We start from the raw sequence: 14,949 nt of genomic DNA, 5'->3' as shown, positions 1-14,949 counted from the left end.
ATATTTCATATTATTCGATTACACCTGAATTTGTAATATCAACCTCATACTTTACTGTGATAGGAACATCTTTATACATTTTTTTCCATTCATCTAATTTAAATGGTCGATACCTTTGTCTAAATTTAGCTCCAAGCCCAAGAGGATCAACATCTAGAGATTTGAATTTTTTGATGAGTTTTGTGGCTTTAGTATTTAAGCGTTTTTCAACTTCTCGTGATATTTTCTTTGTGTTCTTTTTATTTTCTAGGTTTACTTGTTTCGAAAGTTCTAGAATGCGTGCATCTATTTTCACTTTAATTAAAAAGGAAGGCTTTCCAGTTTTTACATTTACAATATATGTTGGTTTGGAACGAATATTATTAATCATTACATATCCATTATTAATTTTAAACTCGTGTGAATCTAACCGATGTTTTTCCAATAACCCCTTAAATACGAACATATCTTGTTGATCAATTTTTCCAACATACTTATCCTTTTTTAAAAGTCCAATGCCAGTGATTTTGATTTTGTCTTTACTCTTTTTTAGGATAGGCATATAAGAATCTTGGCCTTCACGATAATAACGAAATGCACCTAAATATAAATTATCAGTTGGTAAGGGGCCTGTTTGCATGTTATGCTCTAGCATTTTTTTTATATAGATAGCCACATTAGATGAAGTTGAATATTTTCCTTTTAACAGCTCAAGTCCGTTTCCTTCTAATAATCCAACATACACTGAGTTTCCGATGCTGACATCGCGAATTAGTGTATCAAAGGAGGTCGACAATCCTTTTTTAGCAATTCTTGTAGTAAATAAAGCAACGCGCATTTGTCCGCTTGCAAATGGTTGAGATGATTCCAAAGAAGTATCAGCTTTTACTTGTTTAACGGCATTTGCTATTCCTTCATAGACCTGTACTTTATTTCCTTTTCGCTGCACCGGACAAACTGATGTCACCTTTATTTTATTATTTTTTGCTGCATCAAAAACAATCCCTTGAATTAACTGAACATCATCAACAATATTTTTTTGCAAACAGCCTGTTATGGTGAATAAACAAATACATGAAAGAAGAATTAGTTTTCTCTTGATTTTTTCCATTTTCTTTTCACCCACACGATAAGAAATAAGATTGGGATGTAAACATATATAAGCCAAAGACTAACTTTGGAAGTATAACTAATAAAATCGTTGATATCATGCCTGTTTGTTAAAAGTTGTGACACAATAATTGTAATGAACATGAAAGAAAGTAAAATGTATTTTTGCTTTACATGAAAGATTTCATGCGTTCCTCTTGTAGCAGCCCATAATGGAAGAATAAAACTTGTAAGAATTACAAGTGCATAGCCGGAGATGGCAATGTATTCTAGTCGTTCGATAAAGGGTAATTGAATAACTTGTGTCATGGAAAGCTGAGACCAAATCATTTTTGATAACTGTTTTTCGCTAAAAAAAGCGAATGCCAAAATCGTGCTAAATAAATATAAAATGTTAGAGAATAATACACCATATTGTGCAAATTTATGAGATTTCTCGGGATTCTTCACAAATGGGTATGCCATAAGAAAAATTTCAAAGCCCGTCATAGTATAAATTGACAATTGAGATGCTTTTAAAATACGTCCAAAAGAATGCGTAAAAACAGGAAGTAAATTTTCCCAATGCGCGTACTTTAACATAAACAGGCTAAGAAAAATATAACCTAGTGTCCCACTAATTGAAACGACACAGATACCAGTGATGATGCGGAATCCTGATGAGATGATGTAGTAACTTAATAAACATAAAAAGGCGGTGAACATCCAAGTGGACCCGGTAGGAAACATCCATACTTGAACAATCTCGACATACGTTCGAACAACGGATATACTCGCAACCAAAAAATACAGCATGAATACAATATTAATGCCATTACCGAGCCACTTTCCAAAGGTTTGGTGATGAAGATCTATTAGGTTGCCTTCTGTATTTTTTAATAAGTAATACATCATCCAAACGAGAAGGTGAATGATGATTCCGGTTATAACAACTCCTATCCAGGCATCATATCCAGCCGCTTTTGCGATAATGCGTGCAAATCCGAGAACTCCAGCGCCGAACTGTGCACTATGAATCAAGAAGAAAACAAAGATAGGAGATATTTGATATTTTGTTTTGACTTTACTCATATGTGCACCTCGTTTCTTATTCATCAAAATCAGATGTATGTTTTGTTGAAATCCCATGTGCTGATTTTTTTACGTGTTGCGGCCTTGCTTGAATATCTCGTGTATCAATCATAGATAATGGAAACCGAATCCAAGAGTCTTTTAGTGATTGTCGCCTTGCTGGATAAAAGAGCGCGAATGGTTTCTGTAAAGAAGAAAGCCTGAATAGATGAGTAAATAAAAAGATAAAACCTAGTGAAATTCCGAATAGTCCACCTAATTCTGCAAATAAAAGGAATGGGAATCGTAGTAAGCGAACTGCGTTCCCCATCTTATAAATCGGTGTGATAAAGGAAGCTAACGCGGATAAGGCGACAATGATTAACAAAATATTACTTGTTAGTCCTGCTTGTACAGATGCTTGTCCGATTACGATACCGCCTACAATACCGAGTGTTTGGCCTACTTTCATTGGTAGTCTAGCCCCAGCCTCTCTAAGTAAATCAATAACCAGTTCTAGAAAGAGTGCTTCTATTAAAGGTGGGAAAGGAACTTGTGCTCTTGATAAAATTAATGTTTCGAGTAAATCGCTTGGAATTAATTCGTAATGATAACTTAAAATGGCAACATATAATGGTGCTGCGCAGATGGAAAACAGAACAGCAATGAGTCGTAAAAATCTTGAAAACGTAGCGTAAAGCCAAGATACGTTGTAATCCTCTGGTGAAACAAAAAAATCAAAGTATGAAACAGGAGTGAGTAAGACGCTCGGTGAACCATCTACAAAAATAGCGATTTTTCCATCAATTAATGCGGTCGTTACTCGGTCTGTACGTTCTGTATTAATAAATAGTGGGAAGATTGATTTTTCTCCCATCAATTCTTGAATATAGGAACTGTCGTTGATTTGATCGTATTCAATTGTACGAAGTGACTCTTCTAAATAATCAACACTGTCTTTTTCAGCAAGGTTCTCTAAATACATCATGACAACTTTTGTTTTAGAGAATGTCCCAATGATAACCTCTTTTGTTTGTAGTGCTAACACTGGAAGGCGTTTACGTACTAAGTTAAGATTCGTATCAATATCCTCTACAAATCCCTCTTGTGGACCAATAACTGTAGATTCATTTAATGGAATAGATGGCGCCCGATAATTATCAATTGTGATATTTGCTAAGATACATTTTTGATCTTGTTCATGTAACTGTACGATAGCGTGCCCTTTTAAAACCATATCTTCGATTTTTTGAAGATCATTTGTGATCGTAATTCCGCTCATTGGAATATGCTCTTTTAATTCTTCTAATGTAGAACACGTATGCTCTAATAAAGCTGGCATTAAATACTTTTGTAATTTTTCACCATCAAGCGATGGCCGGTAATAAGAAATCCAATACGGCATTGTTTCATCATCTGATGTGTGATAACTTACAAAATCACTAGATGTTTTTAGGTTTTCTAATAAATCTTGAAGAGAGTGAACCTTTTCTTTCTCGGGTTTACTGAAATCATAAATGCTATTGCTACTATTATTTTGCTGCTTGCCTTGTATTTGCTGGTCCTGTTTAGTAGCTTGGGCAGATTGATGTTGTTTGTTTTGTGTTTGCGCGTCTTGTTTAGTGGCTTGAGCAGATTGATGTTGTTTGTTTTGTGTTTGCTGGTCTTGTGTAGTAGCTTGGGCAAATTGATGTTGTTTGTTTTGTGTTTGCTGGTCTTGTGTAGTAGCTTGGGCAGATTGATGTTGTTTGTTTTGTGTTTGCGCGTCTTGTTTAGTACCTTGAGCAGATTGATGTTGTTTGTTTTGTGTTTGCGTGTCTTGTTTAGTACCTTGAGCAGATTGATGTTGTTTGTTTTGTGTCTGCGCGTCTTGTTTAGTACCTTGAGCAGATTGATGTTGTTTGTTTTGTGTTTGCGCGTCTTGTTTAGTAGTTTGATTTTGCTCTTTTGAATCTGTTTTACTTGATTTTTTTTTCTTTCGAAACCATTTCCATATCATACGTATTCCCTCTTTAACTCATGTAAGATAATGTTAGTTTATGGCGTATTTTGTATATTATGCACATGTTTATGGGGAATCAAAAATCCTTTTTGTTAAAAGAAGGGTTTCTTTTGGAAACGTAAAAGTGTTTTGGTAAACGGGATAGATTTGTTATGGAGGATTGATATATAATGACGTATTTACAATGGAGTAGAAATTTATGATGTATGTAAAAAAAGAAAGCTTTCATTTAAAAAAGTTTACATTTGAAAATGGCATAAAGATCCCTGTTCAGATTGGATATGAGACGTACGGTAAATTAAACCGGGAAAAATCAAATGCGATTTTAGTCTGTCATTATTTTAGTGCAACAAGCCATGCGGCAGGAAAATATACGGAGCAAGATCTCATTCCTGGTTGGTGGGACGGACTGATTGGACCGGGTAAAGCAATTGATACCGATCGCTATTTTGTGATATGTACCGATAATCTTTGTAATGTACAAGTGAAAAATCCTTACGTGATTACAACGGGACCAAAGTCAGTTAATCCAATAACGGGATCTGAATATGGGATGGGTTTTCCGGTATTTACATTTTTAGATGTAGCACGTGTGCAATATGAATTAGTGAATGCAATGGGAATTACAAGGTTACATACGGTAATCGGACCATCAGCTGGTGGAATGATTGCGCAGCAATGGGCTGTTCGTTATCCCCATATGGTAGAGCAAATGATTGGTGTAATTACGAATCCGCAAAATCCGGTTGTGACATCGGTTAATGTTCTGCAAAATGCAATTGAAGCTATTCAGTTAGATCCAAAATGGAATGATGGAAATTATGGGGATGAACAGCCGACGAAAGGGCTGCATTTAGCAGGGAAAATGATGTTTATAAATGGGTTTGATGCTCACTATTATGAAACGACATTTCTGCGTAATAGTACGGAAACGCTACCTTATGAGAATTTCTCAGCACGGACTTCATTTGAACAAAATATAAATGCATTGACACTTCAAAATATTACTTTTGTGGATGCAAATTCATGGATGTATACAGCGAAAGCAACGTTATTACATGATCTTGCACACGGTTTTTCCTCTTTAGAAGAGGCACTTTCTCAAATAGAGGCAGATGTGCTTATGATTCCGTGTAAACAAGATTTACTGCAACCTTCTCGTTATAATTATGAAATGGTAGAGCTGCTCCAGAAACAAGGGAAATACGCAGAGGTTTATGAGATTGAAAGTATTAATGGCCATATGGCTGGTGTATTTGATGTTCATTTATTTGAAAAGAAAGTGGATGAGTTTTTAAAGAGAAGAGTGTTTGTATAAGTGCAAATTGAAAAAAACACATAAAACCTAATCTTTAGGTGGAAGAGAGCATCTGGCTATGCATAGAAGCGATTAGCCCCTTTTCCTTTTCCTGCCCCGTGCCAAGTGAAAACAAAGAGAGAAAACAAGTAGCGGTCACTTTTGGTTCTTCGGAGCCGCGACTTATACGCTTGAAAAATTGAAATGAATATATAGCAATGTGTGAAAAAAGGTGCGAGCCGTTAAGCGAGCACCTTCTTTTTAGATGATTTTTAAACGGAAGACGTATGTAGCAATGCATAATCCAAGGCAAGCGATACTAAGTAATAAATAAAAGAATGCTCGTTCTTGAGAGGATCGTGTGGGTCTTCTTTTGTTAAATATACCGAGTGAAATGATAGCGAGAATTAAAAAAATGAGACCTATAATGAAAAGAAAAAGTGTCATGTCGATCGACTCCTTTCGTAAAACAAGTATATTGAGGATACAATGTGAGAGGTAGATTTGTAAATGTAATAAATTTACAAATTAGTTGAGGAATAATGCAAATGATGGAAGTTTCACTTCTTTGCGTTCGTAATTTTCCATGCTAAAATTGGTGATGAATAGATGAGTAGAGAAAAAATTTACTACGTCAACTATCCTTCACTTAAATACGAACGCGTTTTGAAGTGGGGACTTCTTTCGGAAATACGTTAAAGTTTTAATTATATTAAGGAGGAACGACATATGACAGAAGTAAAAACAATTACAACAGAAGAAGTGCAAGAGCGCTTAGAAAACGGGGAAACGTTATTTTTAGTAGATGTACGTGAAGATGAGGAAGTAGCACAAGGGAAAATTCCAGAAGCTGTACATATTAAAATGGGTGATATTCCAAATAAAGTGGAATTCTTTGATAAAGAAAATGAGTATATTTTTATTTGTCGATCAGGAATGCGCAGTGAAAATGTATGTCATTATTTAAATGAACAAGGGTTTAAAACAGTGAATATGGTCGGCGGTATGCTGCAATATGAAGGTGAAATTCAATAATTCATTTTTAAAACTTGAAACGCGTCTGTTTCAAGTTTTTTTCTTTTGCATACAGTGTATACAAGAATTGTTTTTCGCATATGAGTGAGCAACAATTCCTGCGATTATAATCGATTTATATAGAAAGGAGGGAGGATGGTGAGTGCGCGAATTCGTAAAATAAAGATTGTTAATAACACAGGAGCTGTTAATGTAGGTGATTGTTATACTATTGAACCATTTGCTGCTTCGAAAATATATGCTGGTTCTGGTGGATCGAGCATCGCTACTTTTTTGAATGGAAAACGGATGCCGCCAGTTACTCCTAGGACGCCAGAATTCCTTCCACCACTAGAAACAAGTGAATTAACATTAGGTTCATAACAGAAAGGTTGACTGGTCATGCCGGCAAATATTAAAGAGTTTGTGATTGTAAATAACTATGGGAATTTATTTACGGGGGATAACTTGCGGGATACTTCATTTGTTGCATCAAAGACATATAGTGGAGCAACAGGGCCAACTTGTATTGATGTTGTGACTGTAATAGGAACGGCAACAAATCTTTGCTTGAACCCAGGGGATGTAGTGACAACGACGTATACGAAAGGTTCAGCGATTGGAACAAGTATGAGCACGAATACCGCTCCAAGTGCCAACACGTCAGGTACTATGCAAGCTGTTCCGAATGCGGATAGCTTGGATTCTGTACCAGGTTTATAGAAAGAGTCCTCTACTAAAAGTAGGGGATTTTCTTATTTTTTCATTGTTTACGTCTTTTTCGTACATATGGTTGTCAAGGAGAACAAGGAGAGGGAAAAGGTGGGGGCTTGCTGCCTGCAAATAGCGGGATAAATTGGATGTTCAATACCTTTGTTGTAATAGAAACAAGAGGTTCACCTAGTAATAATATAAAGTCACTATTTATTTGGGTTAGTGCCAGATACTGCCCTAGTAAAACGATTTATAAAAGGAAACGCATTATTTTAATAGATAGAGAATATTAGAAGTCTGGGAATTTATATTTTTATAATATGCAAAAACACAATTCTTTATTAATATCATTCGGTTATCATATAATAATGCTTGGTAGATAAATAGATAAAGAGAAGGGGAAAGTGAATCTATGAAAAAGAATATGAAAGTTTTAGCGATGGCAGTTGGTCTAACAATTATGGGATCGACGACAGCTGCTTATGCAAGCCCTGGTGGATTGGATAAAAACGGTGGACATACTTGCCGAACAAACTGTGGAAAATATGGGCTTGAAACAGGAGAATACCATTATCATAACAATTGGAAACAAGATAATGGAAAGTGGTATTTCTATGATCAAAATGGAACGAAAGCGAAAGGTTGGAAGGAAATTAAGGGTACATGGTACTATTTTTATGGTAATGGCCAAATGGCAGCTAATACAACGATTGACGGTTACAGACTTGGTGCTAACGGTGCGATGCAACAAGGTCAAACAGTGCAAACAGGTTGGAAACAAAATGGATCTGTATGGAATTACTACAATACAAACGGCGTGAAGCAAACGGGTTGGCAACAAGTAGGAGGCGTATGGTACTACTTTAACGGAAATGGAGCAATGCAAACAGGCTGGCAACAAGTAGGTACGACATGGTATTACTTCAACGGAAGCGGAGCAATGCAAACAGGCTGGCAAGCAATTAGCGGCACATGGTACTACTTCAACGGAAGCGGAGCAATGCAAACAGGCTGGCAAGCAATTAGCGGCACATGGTACTACTTCAACGGAAGCGGGGCAATGCAAACAGGTTGGCAAGCAATTGATGGAAAATGGTACTACTTCAACGGAAGTGGGGCAATGCAAACAGGTGGGCAACTCATTAAAGGAGTAAAGTACTATTTCGAAAGTAATGGTGCTTGGAATCCGAATAAATAGTAAAATGAACATGGAAGATTAACGGAAAAATAAAATAGCACCTATCTTATTTTTATAGGATAGGTGCTATTTTTTATTGGATTTTTGCTTTTTCAGATTCAATAGGTTGTCTTTTTCGATAAATAACATAGCTACGGCGTAAATATTTCACTGGAACGCTAAAGACATGTACAAGTCTTGTAAATGGCCATGTTGCAAAGAGCCCCATCGCTGCAATGATATGGATTTTAAACCAAATAGGTACTTCTGCCATATATTCTGCTTTCGGCTGGAAAACAAAGAGGCTGCGGAACCATGGGCCAATTGTTGTTCGATAATCAAATCCTTTTGCATCAATATTGAAAAATGTAGAGGATAGACCTGCTAACATTACAATGAACAAGAGGACGAGGGCGACATAATCTCCTTTTGTACTTGTTGCGATAATGCGTTTTACTGTAAAGCGACGATACATTAAAATCACTAAACCAACAATTGAAGCAATTCCTGCAGGAAGACCAAAGCCGATAGCGACTATATGATACATATGCTCAGAAATGCCGAAAGAGGTATATATAGATTCTGGTATTAATATTCCCATGATGTGTCCACCGATTACGAACATAATGCCAAAGTGAAAGAGTAAACTTCCGATTCGGAGCATTTTCTTCTCTAATAGTTCGCTAGATTTTGATGTCCAGCCAAATTGATCATAGTTGTATCTGAAAATGTGTCCACCGATAAAGATTGCGAAAATGATATAGGGGAACAGCACCCATAAAAATTGATCCATCATTTTGACGACACTCCTTTCTAATTCGCTTGTACTCCCCAGGCATCGATGGCGAGGAGAATGGCAGCAAGAATTGGTTCGTACATACAATTTGCTTCTTTTAACTGTCCGTGCAATGCTTGTATGTCTTTCGTGTATCTACTCATAATTGGTTCGCTATCTTCTTTATTTGCGTTTGCGAGAAACTCAAGTAGAAGCGGTAGATAATCAGGTAGTTCTTTATCTGTTACCGCAAAGCCAGCTTTTTGATAGTGTTGTTTTAGCTCTAATAATTCAATTCCACGCTCTCTTTGTTCACCTGTGTTCATGTAAGTGAGATACATATTTGTTTTCTTTCCAAAGTCGAATGTATATACGTAAGAATCAATGAGTTGATCGTTTGTTTTTTCTTGAGCTTGTTTGATGAAAGCTGTAAGCAACGTGTGAATTTCTTCATGTGTAATCGTATCAATTGTTTCTTGTAGTTCTGGTAAAGCTTCTCTCCATCCTGTTTCAGGATAGGAGAGAAGGAAGGAAGCACAAGAAAAAGCAGTTTGTAAACCTTGTTTCATAGCTATTACCTCCTTAGTTTAAGAGAGTGTCATACAAGAACCTGGGCCGCCTGTGAAGGAAAGGCCGCAGCTTCCTTGTTCACTATATAAATCTGCAACTTGTTCACGGTGAGATGTAGGGATAACGAAACGGTCTTTATATTTTGCAATCGCAAGAAGACGATACATATCCTCTACATCTTCTTTCGTTAAACCGAGTTCTTTTAATACAGCTTCATCTGGTTCTTTATTAATTTGCAGTGCTCTCATATGAGTTCGCATAACAGCCATTTTTTTCAATGTAAGACGAATATGTGATTCATCTCCTGCAGTAAGTAAGTTAGCTAAATATTGAATTGGAATACGCATATTATCAATAGCAGGGAAAATTTCTTCTGCTTGCCAGTTGCTTCCTTTCCCTTCCACCATATTCATAATCGGGCTAAGCGGTGGAATATACCAAACCATCGGCATTGTCCGGTACTCTGGGTGAAGAGGAAGGGCGATTTTCCAATCAATAATCATTTTATAAATTGGTGACTCTTGAGCCGCTTTAATCCATTCTTCAGGAATACCTTGTTTTTTTGCTTCCGCAGCTACTTCTGGATCATTTGGATCTAAGAAGACAGTAAGCTGAGATTCATATAAATCTTTTTCGTTTGGTGCAGAAGCGGCTTCCTTTACTTTGTCAGCGTCATATAACATTACCCCAATATAACGAATACGTCCTACGCATGTTTCAGAGCAAATCGTTGGCATACCAGCTTCGATACGCGGGAAGCACATTGTACATTTTTCTGCTTTATTTGTTTGCCAGTTAAAATATACTTTTTTATATGGACAAGAAGAAACGCAGAATCGCCAAGCGCGGCATGCATTTTGATCAACAAGGACAATCCCGTCTTCTTCACGTTTATACATCGCTCCAGATGGGCAAGAAGAAACGCAAGATGGATTCATACAATGTTCGCAAATGCGAGGCAGATACATCATAAAGACATTCTCGAAATCTGTTTTAATATCTTCTTCCATTTTCTTGACGTTCGGATCTTGCAAGCCTGTTATATGTCCGCCTGCTAAATCGTCTTCCCAGTTTGGGCCCCATTCAATTTTGTCGATAAACTCTCCAGTAATTGCTGATTTTGGGCGAGCTACCGGTTGATGTTTTCGCTGCGGACTATTTGTTAATGTTTCATAATCATAGTTCCAAGGTTCAAAGTAATCATCGATTGTAGGTTGATCTGGATTATGAAAAATGTTCATGAGACGTTTCATTTTTGAACCGGATTTTAGCTGGATTTCACCGTTTTTTAATTCCCAGCCGCCTTTATATTTTTCTTGATCTTCCCACTGTTTTGGATAACCAATCCCAGGTTTTGTTTCCACGTTGTTGAAATACATATATTCAGCACCTGGACGATTCGTCCAGGTGTTTTTGCACGTTACGCTACAAGTATGGCAGCCGATGCATTTATCTAGGTTCATTACCATTCCGACTTGCGCTTTAATCTTCAAGCCAATCTACCTCCTTCAGTTTGCGGATCACGACGTTTAAGTCACGCTGGTTACCAGTTGGACCGTAGTAGTTAAATCCATAGCTTAATTGACCGTATCCACCAATCATATGTGTTGGTTTTACATGAATGCGGGTTGGGCTATTATGCGTTCCTCCGCGGTTGCTCGTTAATTTTGTACCAGGCACGTTAATATGACGGTCTTGTGCGTGGTGCATAAAGGCCATTCCTCTTGGTATGCGGTGCGTTACAACGGCACGTGCTACGACAACGCCGTTACGGTTAAAGCATTCGATCCAGTCATTATCACTAACACCAGCTTCGGCGGCGTCATCTTTGTTCATCCAAACAGTTGGACCACCACGGAACAGCGTTAACATCGGTAAGGAATCGAAGTACATACTATGAATCGACCACTTATTATGCGGTGTTAAATAGTTTAGTGTAATTTCTTTTCCTTCTACCTCAGGGCGTGATTTACGGAACGGTTTATGTTGCAAGATTGGCTTGAATGTTGCCATTGTTTCACCGAATTCCTTCATCATATCGTGATCTAAGTAGAACGATTGTCGTCCAGTTATCGTTCTCCAAGGGATAAGGCGCTCAACATTTGTTGTAAATGGTGAGTAACGGCGTCCCCCTTTTTCAGAACCAGTAAAGGCAGGGGAAGTAATCACCGTTTTTGGCTGCGCAGTAATTTGTTCGAATGTAAAGCATTCTTCTTCGCGTTCTTCTGCTAAATCACGCAGATGTAAATCTGTTTGTTTTTCAAGAGCTTCCCATGCTTTTACAGCCATATGACCGTTCGTTGTAGAAGAAAGGGTTAACACCGCTTCAGCAGCATTGATTGCTTCTGTTATATCAGGGCATCCTTTGGCGATAGAGTCAGTGCGAATAACGCCTAATCGACTCTTTAATTGTTCATATTCTTTTTCTGCAGACCAAGAAATCCCTTTCGTACCAATTGGCTGCTTCCCAGTGTTTGGTCCAAGCGCTGTCATCTTGTCATAAATTGTTTTATAATCTCGTTCTACAACATGAATTTGCGGCATTGTCTTTCCTGGTATTGGTTCACACTCACCTTTGCTCCAATCTTTAATCTTGCCAAGCGGCTGTGCCAATTCTTGCGGTGTATCATGAAGAAGTGGTGTTGCCACAACTTCTTTCATCGGATCAAGATCAAGTTCTGTTGCTAAATCAGAGACTGCTTTAGAAAGGGAACAGAAAATATCCCAGTCAGAGCGTGCTTCCCACGGTGAACCGATTGCCGGATTAAATGGATGTACGAACGGGTGCATATCTGTACTACTTAAATCGTGTTTTTCATACCAAGTTGAGGCAGGAAGGACGATATCAGAATAAAGTGCTGTTCCAGCCATACGGAAATCTAAGTTAATCAGTAGATCAAGCTTTCCTTCAGGTGCTTCTTCATGCCACTTTATTTCTTCTGGTCGTAATGAATCGCTATCGTCATTCATTAATCCGTTTGTTGTACCTAATAAATGTTTTAAGAAATACTCGTGCCCTTTACCAGAACTTGAGATTAAGTTTGCGCGCCATACGAATAAATTGCGCGGGAAGTTATTTTTGTTATCTGGGTCTTCAATTGCAAATTTAAGTTCTTTTTCTTTTAGCTTTTGCGCAACATATTTTCCGATTTCTTCCCCCGTTGTTGCGCCACTAGCGACAGCTTCTTTATATAGTTCAATTCCATTCTTCTCGAATGTTGGATAAGAAGGTAACCAACCAAGACGAGCAGCTAACACATTGTAATCACCGTGATGTTGATAGCGTGAGTTGCCGACAACTGGCGATGCTAAATGGCCAACCGGTGTATCTTCATAGCGCCACTGATCTGTTACAAAATAGAAGAAGGATGTACCGTTTTGTAATTTCGGCGGACCTTGCCAGTCTTTTGCCATTGCAATTGTTTGCCAGCCTTCTGCCGGACGTAATTTTTCTTGCCCAACATAATGCGCCCAACCGCCACCGTTTACACCTTGTGCACCAACGAAAAGAACAAGATTTAGAACCGCGCGATAAATCGTATCAGAGTTAAACCAATGGTTAATACCAGCGCCGACAATAATCATCGAGCGTCCATTTGTATCAACAGCATTTTGAGCAAACTCACGAGCGATTTGAATAATCAGTTCTCGTTTTACTCCGGTCACTTTTTCTTGCCATGCTGGTGTAAATGGAACATCATCATTGAAGTCTTTCGGTTCTTGCCCGCCAAGTCCGCGGTTGACACCGTAGTTTGCTAACGTTAAGTCGTACACAGTTGTAACGAAAATGTCGCCTTTTTCTGTTGCAATTTTTTTCACTGGAATTGTTCGCTCTAATATTTTGTTTCCGTCATCGGAGAAGTATGGAATTTGTACAGTTTCAACTGCATCTTCCATGCCAAGTAAAGAAAGGCGTGGATCAATTTTTTCACCTGTTTGCTCGTCTTCTAAACGTAAGTTCCATTTCTTTTCGTTATCCCAGCGTGACCCCATTGTGCCATGAGGCGTTGCAAAATTATTGGTGTTTTCGTTCCAAAGAACAGGTTTCCATTCGCCAAGCTTTGTTTCACGACCAATATCATTCGCGTTTAAGAAACGATCTGCAACAAATTGGTCTCCTTGTTGTTTTAATGTGACAAAGAACGGAAAATCAGTATATTGTTTTGCATAATTTGTGAAGTATTCCACTTGGTTGTCTACGTAAAACTCTTGTAAGATGACGTGTCCCATTGCCATCGCAAGCGCACCGTCTGTACCTTGTTTTACGCTAATCCAATCATCAGCAAATTTTGTGGATTCAGCAAAGTCAGGACTTACGGAAACGACTTTCGTTCCTTTATAACGTACCTCCGCTAAGAAATGGGCATCTGGTGTTCTTGTCATTGGTACGTTTGAACCCCATGTCATAATGTAACCAGAGTTGTACCAATCACTACTTTCAGGTACATCTGTTTGATCACCCCAAATTTGCGGAGAAGCTGGTGGTAAGTCAGCGTACCAATCGTAGAAGCTGAGCATAGGGCCACCCATGAGCTGCATAAAGCGGCTACCAGCAGCGTGACTTAACATCGACATAGCTGGAATTGGTGAGAAACCAACATTTCGGTCTGGACCATATTTGATCACTGTGTATAGTAAGGAAGCAGCGACTAGTTGTAATACTTCATCCCAACTAGCACGAATGAAGCCGCCTTTACCACGCGCTTCTTTATAAGTACGTGCTTTTTCAGGGTTTTCCACAATGCTTTTCCAAGCGTCTAGCGGTGATTTGTGATTTTGAAGTTCCTCTTGCCACATATTCCAAAGGACACCACGTACATATGGATATTTCACGCGAAGTGGACTATAAATGTACCAAGAAAAACTTGCCCCACGCGGACATCCACGCGGTTCAAAATCTGGCATATCAGGGCCGGTAGAAGGATAGTTCAGTTCTTGACCTTCCCAAGTTACAATTCCATCTTTCACATAAATATTCCAGCTGCAAGAACCAGTGCAGTTAACACCGTGTGTAGAACGGATTACTTTATCGTGTTGCCATCGTTTTCTATACACGTTTTCCCATTCACGGTCTTCATATGTTTCTTGTGTATGATTGTCGTTATAGCGATCTATCGGAGAAAAATATTTTAAACGTTTCATTAATGCTGAAGGTTTCTTTTTCATACTGTTCACTCCTTTATTGCGTCTCTCTTGCTTATTTTCACTATAAGAGAGCATGCAAAATAGAGATGTGATATCTATCACAGTTCAACAGATTG

Annotated in this window: 12 protein-coding genes; 5 read left to right on the top strand and 7 right to left on the bottom strand. The window is 38.2% G+C overall.

Translation table 11 applies throughout. The features are described 5' to 3' along the window. Window positions 1–10 precede the first annotated feature (10 nt). From C564_RS0104545 to C564_RS0104535, 3 genes are read right to left on the bottom strand one after another with little or no spacing between them, the layout of a single operon-like run. On the bottom strand, window positions 11–1,090 hold the full coding sequence (locus C564_RS0104545) for a Ger(x)C family spore germination protein (protein ID WP_018764564.1): 1,080 nt from the start codon (window positions 1,088–1,090) through the stop codon (window positions 11–13). After that, entirely contained in the window at window positions 1,066–2,160 is a 1,095-nt protein-coding gene (locus tag C564_RS0104540; RefSeq protein ID WP_003201357.1) for a spore germination protein, read from the bottom strand. Before C564_RS0104540 ends, C564_RS0104545 begins: the two co-directional genes overlap by 25 nt. 16 nt (window positions 2,161–2,176) lie before the next feature. Beyond that, window positions 2,177–4,138: a spore germination protein gene (locus tag C564_RS0104535; RefSeq protein ID WP_018764563.1), complete on the bottom strand. Its 1,962-nt coding sequence runs from the start codon at window positions 4,136–4,138 to the stop codon at window positions 2,177–2,179. Between the two features lie 202 nt (window positions 4,139–4,340). Here C564_RS0104535 and C564_RS0104530 point away from each other — a divergent pair, with 202 nt between their 5' ends. The 5 genes from C564_RS0104530 (at window position 4,341) to C564_RS0104505 (ending at window position 8,364) form a co-directional block, all read left to right on the top strand. Further along, a complete protein-coding gene (locus C564_RS0104530) occupies window positions 4,341–5,459 on the top strand; it encodes an alpha/beta fold hydrolase (protein ID WP_018764562.1) in 1,119 nt (372 codons plus the stop codon). A 708-nt stretch (window positions 5,460–6,167) separates the two neighbouring features. Continuing rightward, a complete protein-coding gene (locus C564_RS0104520) occupies window positions 6,168–6,473 on the top strand; it encodes a rhodanese-like domain-containing protein (protein WP_003201171.1) in 306 nt (101 codons plus the stop codon). Window positions 6,474–6,608: 135 nt separating this feature from the next. Next, entirely contained in the window at window positions 6,609–6,836 is a 228-nt protein-coding gene (locus C564_RS0104515; RefSeq protein WP_033794772.1) for a spore germination protein, read from the top strand. Window positions 6,837–6,854: 18 nt separating this feature from the next. Continuing rightward, window positions 6,855–7,175, top strand: coding sequence for a hypothetical protein (locus tag C564_RS0104510; RefSeq protein WP_003201175.1), 321 nt, complete (start codon window positions 6,855–6,857; stop codon window positions 7,173–7,175). 403 nt (window positions 7,176–7,578) lie between these two features. Beyond that, a complete protein-coding gene (locus C564_RS0104505; RefSeq protein ID WP_018764560.1) occupies window positions 7,579–8,364 on the top strand; it encodes a YHYH domain-containing protein in 786 nt (261 codons plus the stop codon). A 73-nt stretch (window positions 8,365–8,437) separates the two neighbouring features. On the opposite strand, the gene narI is transcribed toward C564_RS0104505, so the two are convergent. From narI to C564_RS0104485, 4 genes are read right to left on the bottom strand one after another with little or no spacing between them, the layout of a single operon-like run. Next, on the bottom strand, window positions 8,438–9,139 hold the full coding sequence (narI, locus tag C564_RS0104500) for a respiratory nitrate reductase subunit gamma (RefSeq protein ID WP_018764559.1): 702 nt from the start codon (window positions 9,137–9,139) through the stop codon (window positions 8,438–8,440). A 17-nt stretch (window positions 9,140–9,156) separates the two neighbouring features. After that, window positions 9,157–9,687, bottom strand: a complete 531-nt coding sequence (narJ, locus tag C564_RS0104495; RefSeq protein ID WP_018764558.1) for a nitrate reductase molybdenum cofactor assembly chaperone — start codon at window positions 9,685–9,687, stop codon at window positions 9,157–9,159. An 18-nt stretch (window positions 9,688–9,705) separates the two neighbouring features. After that, a complete protein-coding gene (gene narH, locus C564_RS0104490) occupies window positions 9,706–11,181 on the bottom strand; it encodes a nitrate reductase subunit beta (RefSeq protein ID WP_018764557.1) in 1,476 nt (491 codons plus the stop codon). Continuing rightward, window positions 11,171–14,854 (bottom strand): nitrate reductase subunit alpha, encoded by a 3,684-nt coding sequence (locus C564_RS0104485; RefSeq protein WP_018764556.1) that lies wholly within the window; start codon window positions 14,852–14,854, stop codon window positions 11,171–11,173. Before C564_RS0104485 ends, narH begins: the two co-directional genes overlap by 11 nt. Between the last annotated feature and the right edge of the window lie 95 nt (window positions 14,855–14,949).

This window comes from Bacillus sp. 105MF, assembly GCF_000374885.1.
Lineage (GTDB): Bacteria > Bacillota > Bacilli > Bacillales > Bacillaceae_G > Bacillus_A > Bacillus_A pseudomycoides.
Note: the sequence above shows the minus strand (reverse complement) of the source record. Positions and strands in the feature narration are given on the sequence as shown.

What these genes read in the sequence shown, in the direction of transcription:
- narI (WP_018764559.1), bottom strand. Translation starts at nt 9,139, where the DNA reads ATGATGGATCAATTTTTATGGGTGCTGTTCCCCTATATCATTTTCGCA.
- C564_RS0104545 (WP_018764564.1), bottom strand. Translation starts at nt 1,090, where the DNA reads ATGGAAAAAATCAAGAGAAAACTAATTCTTCTTTCATGTATTTGTTTA.
- C564_RS0104530 (WP_018764562.1), top strand. Translation starts at nt 4,341, where the DNA reads ATGATGTATGTAAAAAAAGAAAGCTTTCATTTAAAAAAGTTTACATTT.
- C564_RS0104520 (WP_003201171.1), top strand. Translation starts at nt 6,168, where the DNA reads ATGACAGAAGTAAAAACAATTACAACAGAAGAAGTGCAAGAGCGCTTA.
- C564_RS0104485 (WP_018764556.1), bottom strand. Translation starts at nt 14,854, where the DNA reads ATGAAAAAGAAACCTTCAGCATTAATGAAACGTTTAAAATATTTTTCT.
- C564_RS0104510 (WP_003201175.1), top strand. Translation starts at nt 6,855, where the DNA reads ATGCCGGCAAATATTAAAGAGTTTGTGATTGTAAATAACTATGGGAAT.
- narJ (WP_018764558.1), bottom strand. Translation starts at nt 9,687, where the DNA reads ATGAAACAAGGTTTACAAACTGCTTTTTCTTGTGCTTCCTTCCTTCTC.
- C564_RS0104515 (WP_033794772.1), top strand. Translation starts at nt 6,609, where the DNA reads ATGGTGAGTGCGCGAATTCGTAAAATAAAGATTGTTAATAACACAGGA.
- C564_RS0104535 (WP_018764563.1), bottom strand. Translation starts at nt 4,138, where the DNA reads ATGATATGGAAATGGTTTCGAAAGAAAAAAAAATCAAGTAAAACAGAT.
- C564_RS0104505 (WP_018764560.1), top strand. Translation starts at nt 7,579, where the DNA reads ATGAAAAAGAATATGAAAGTTTTAGCGATGGCAGTTGGTCTAACAATT.
- C564_RS0104540 (WP_003201357.1), bottom strand. Translation starts at nt 2,160, where the DNA reads ATGAGTAAAGTCAAAACAAAATATCAAATATCTCCTATCTTTGTTTTC.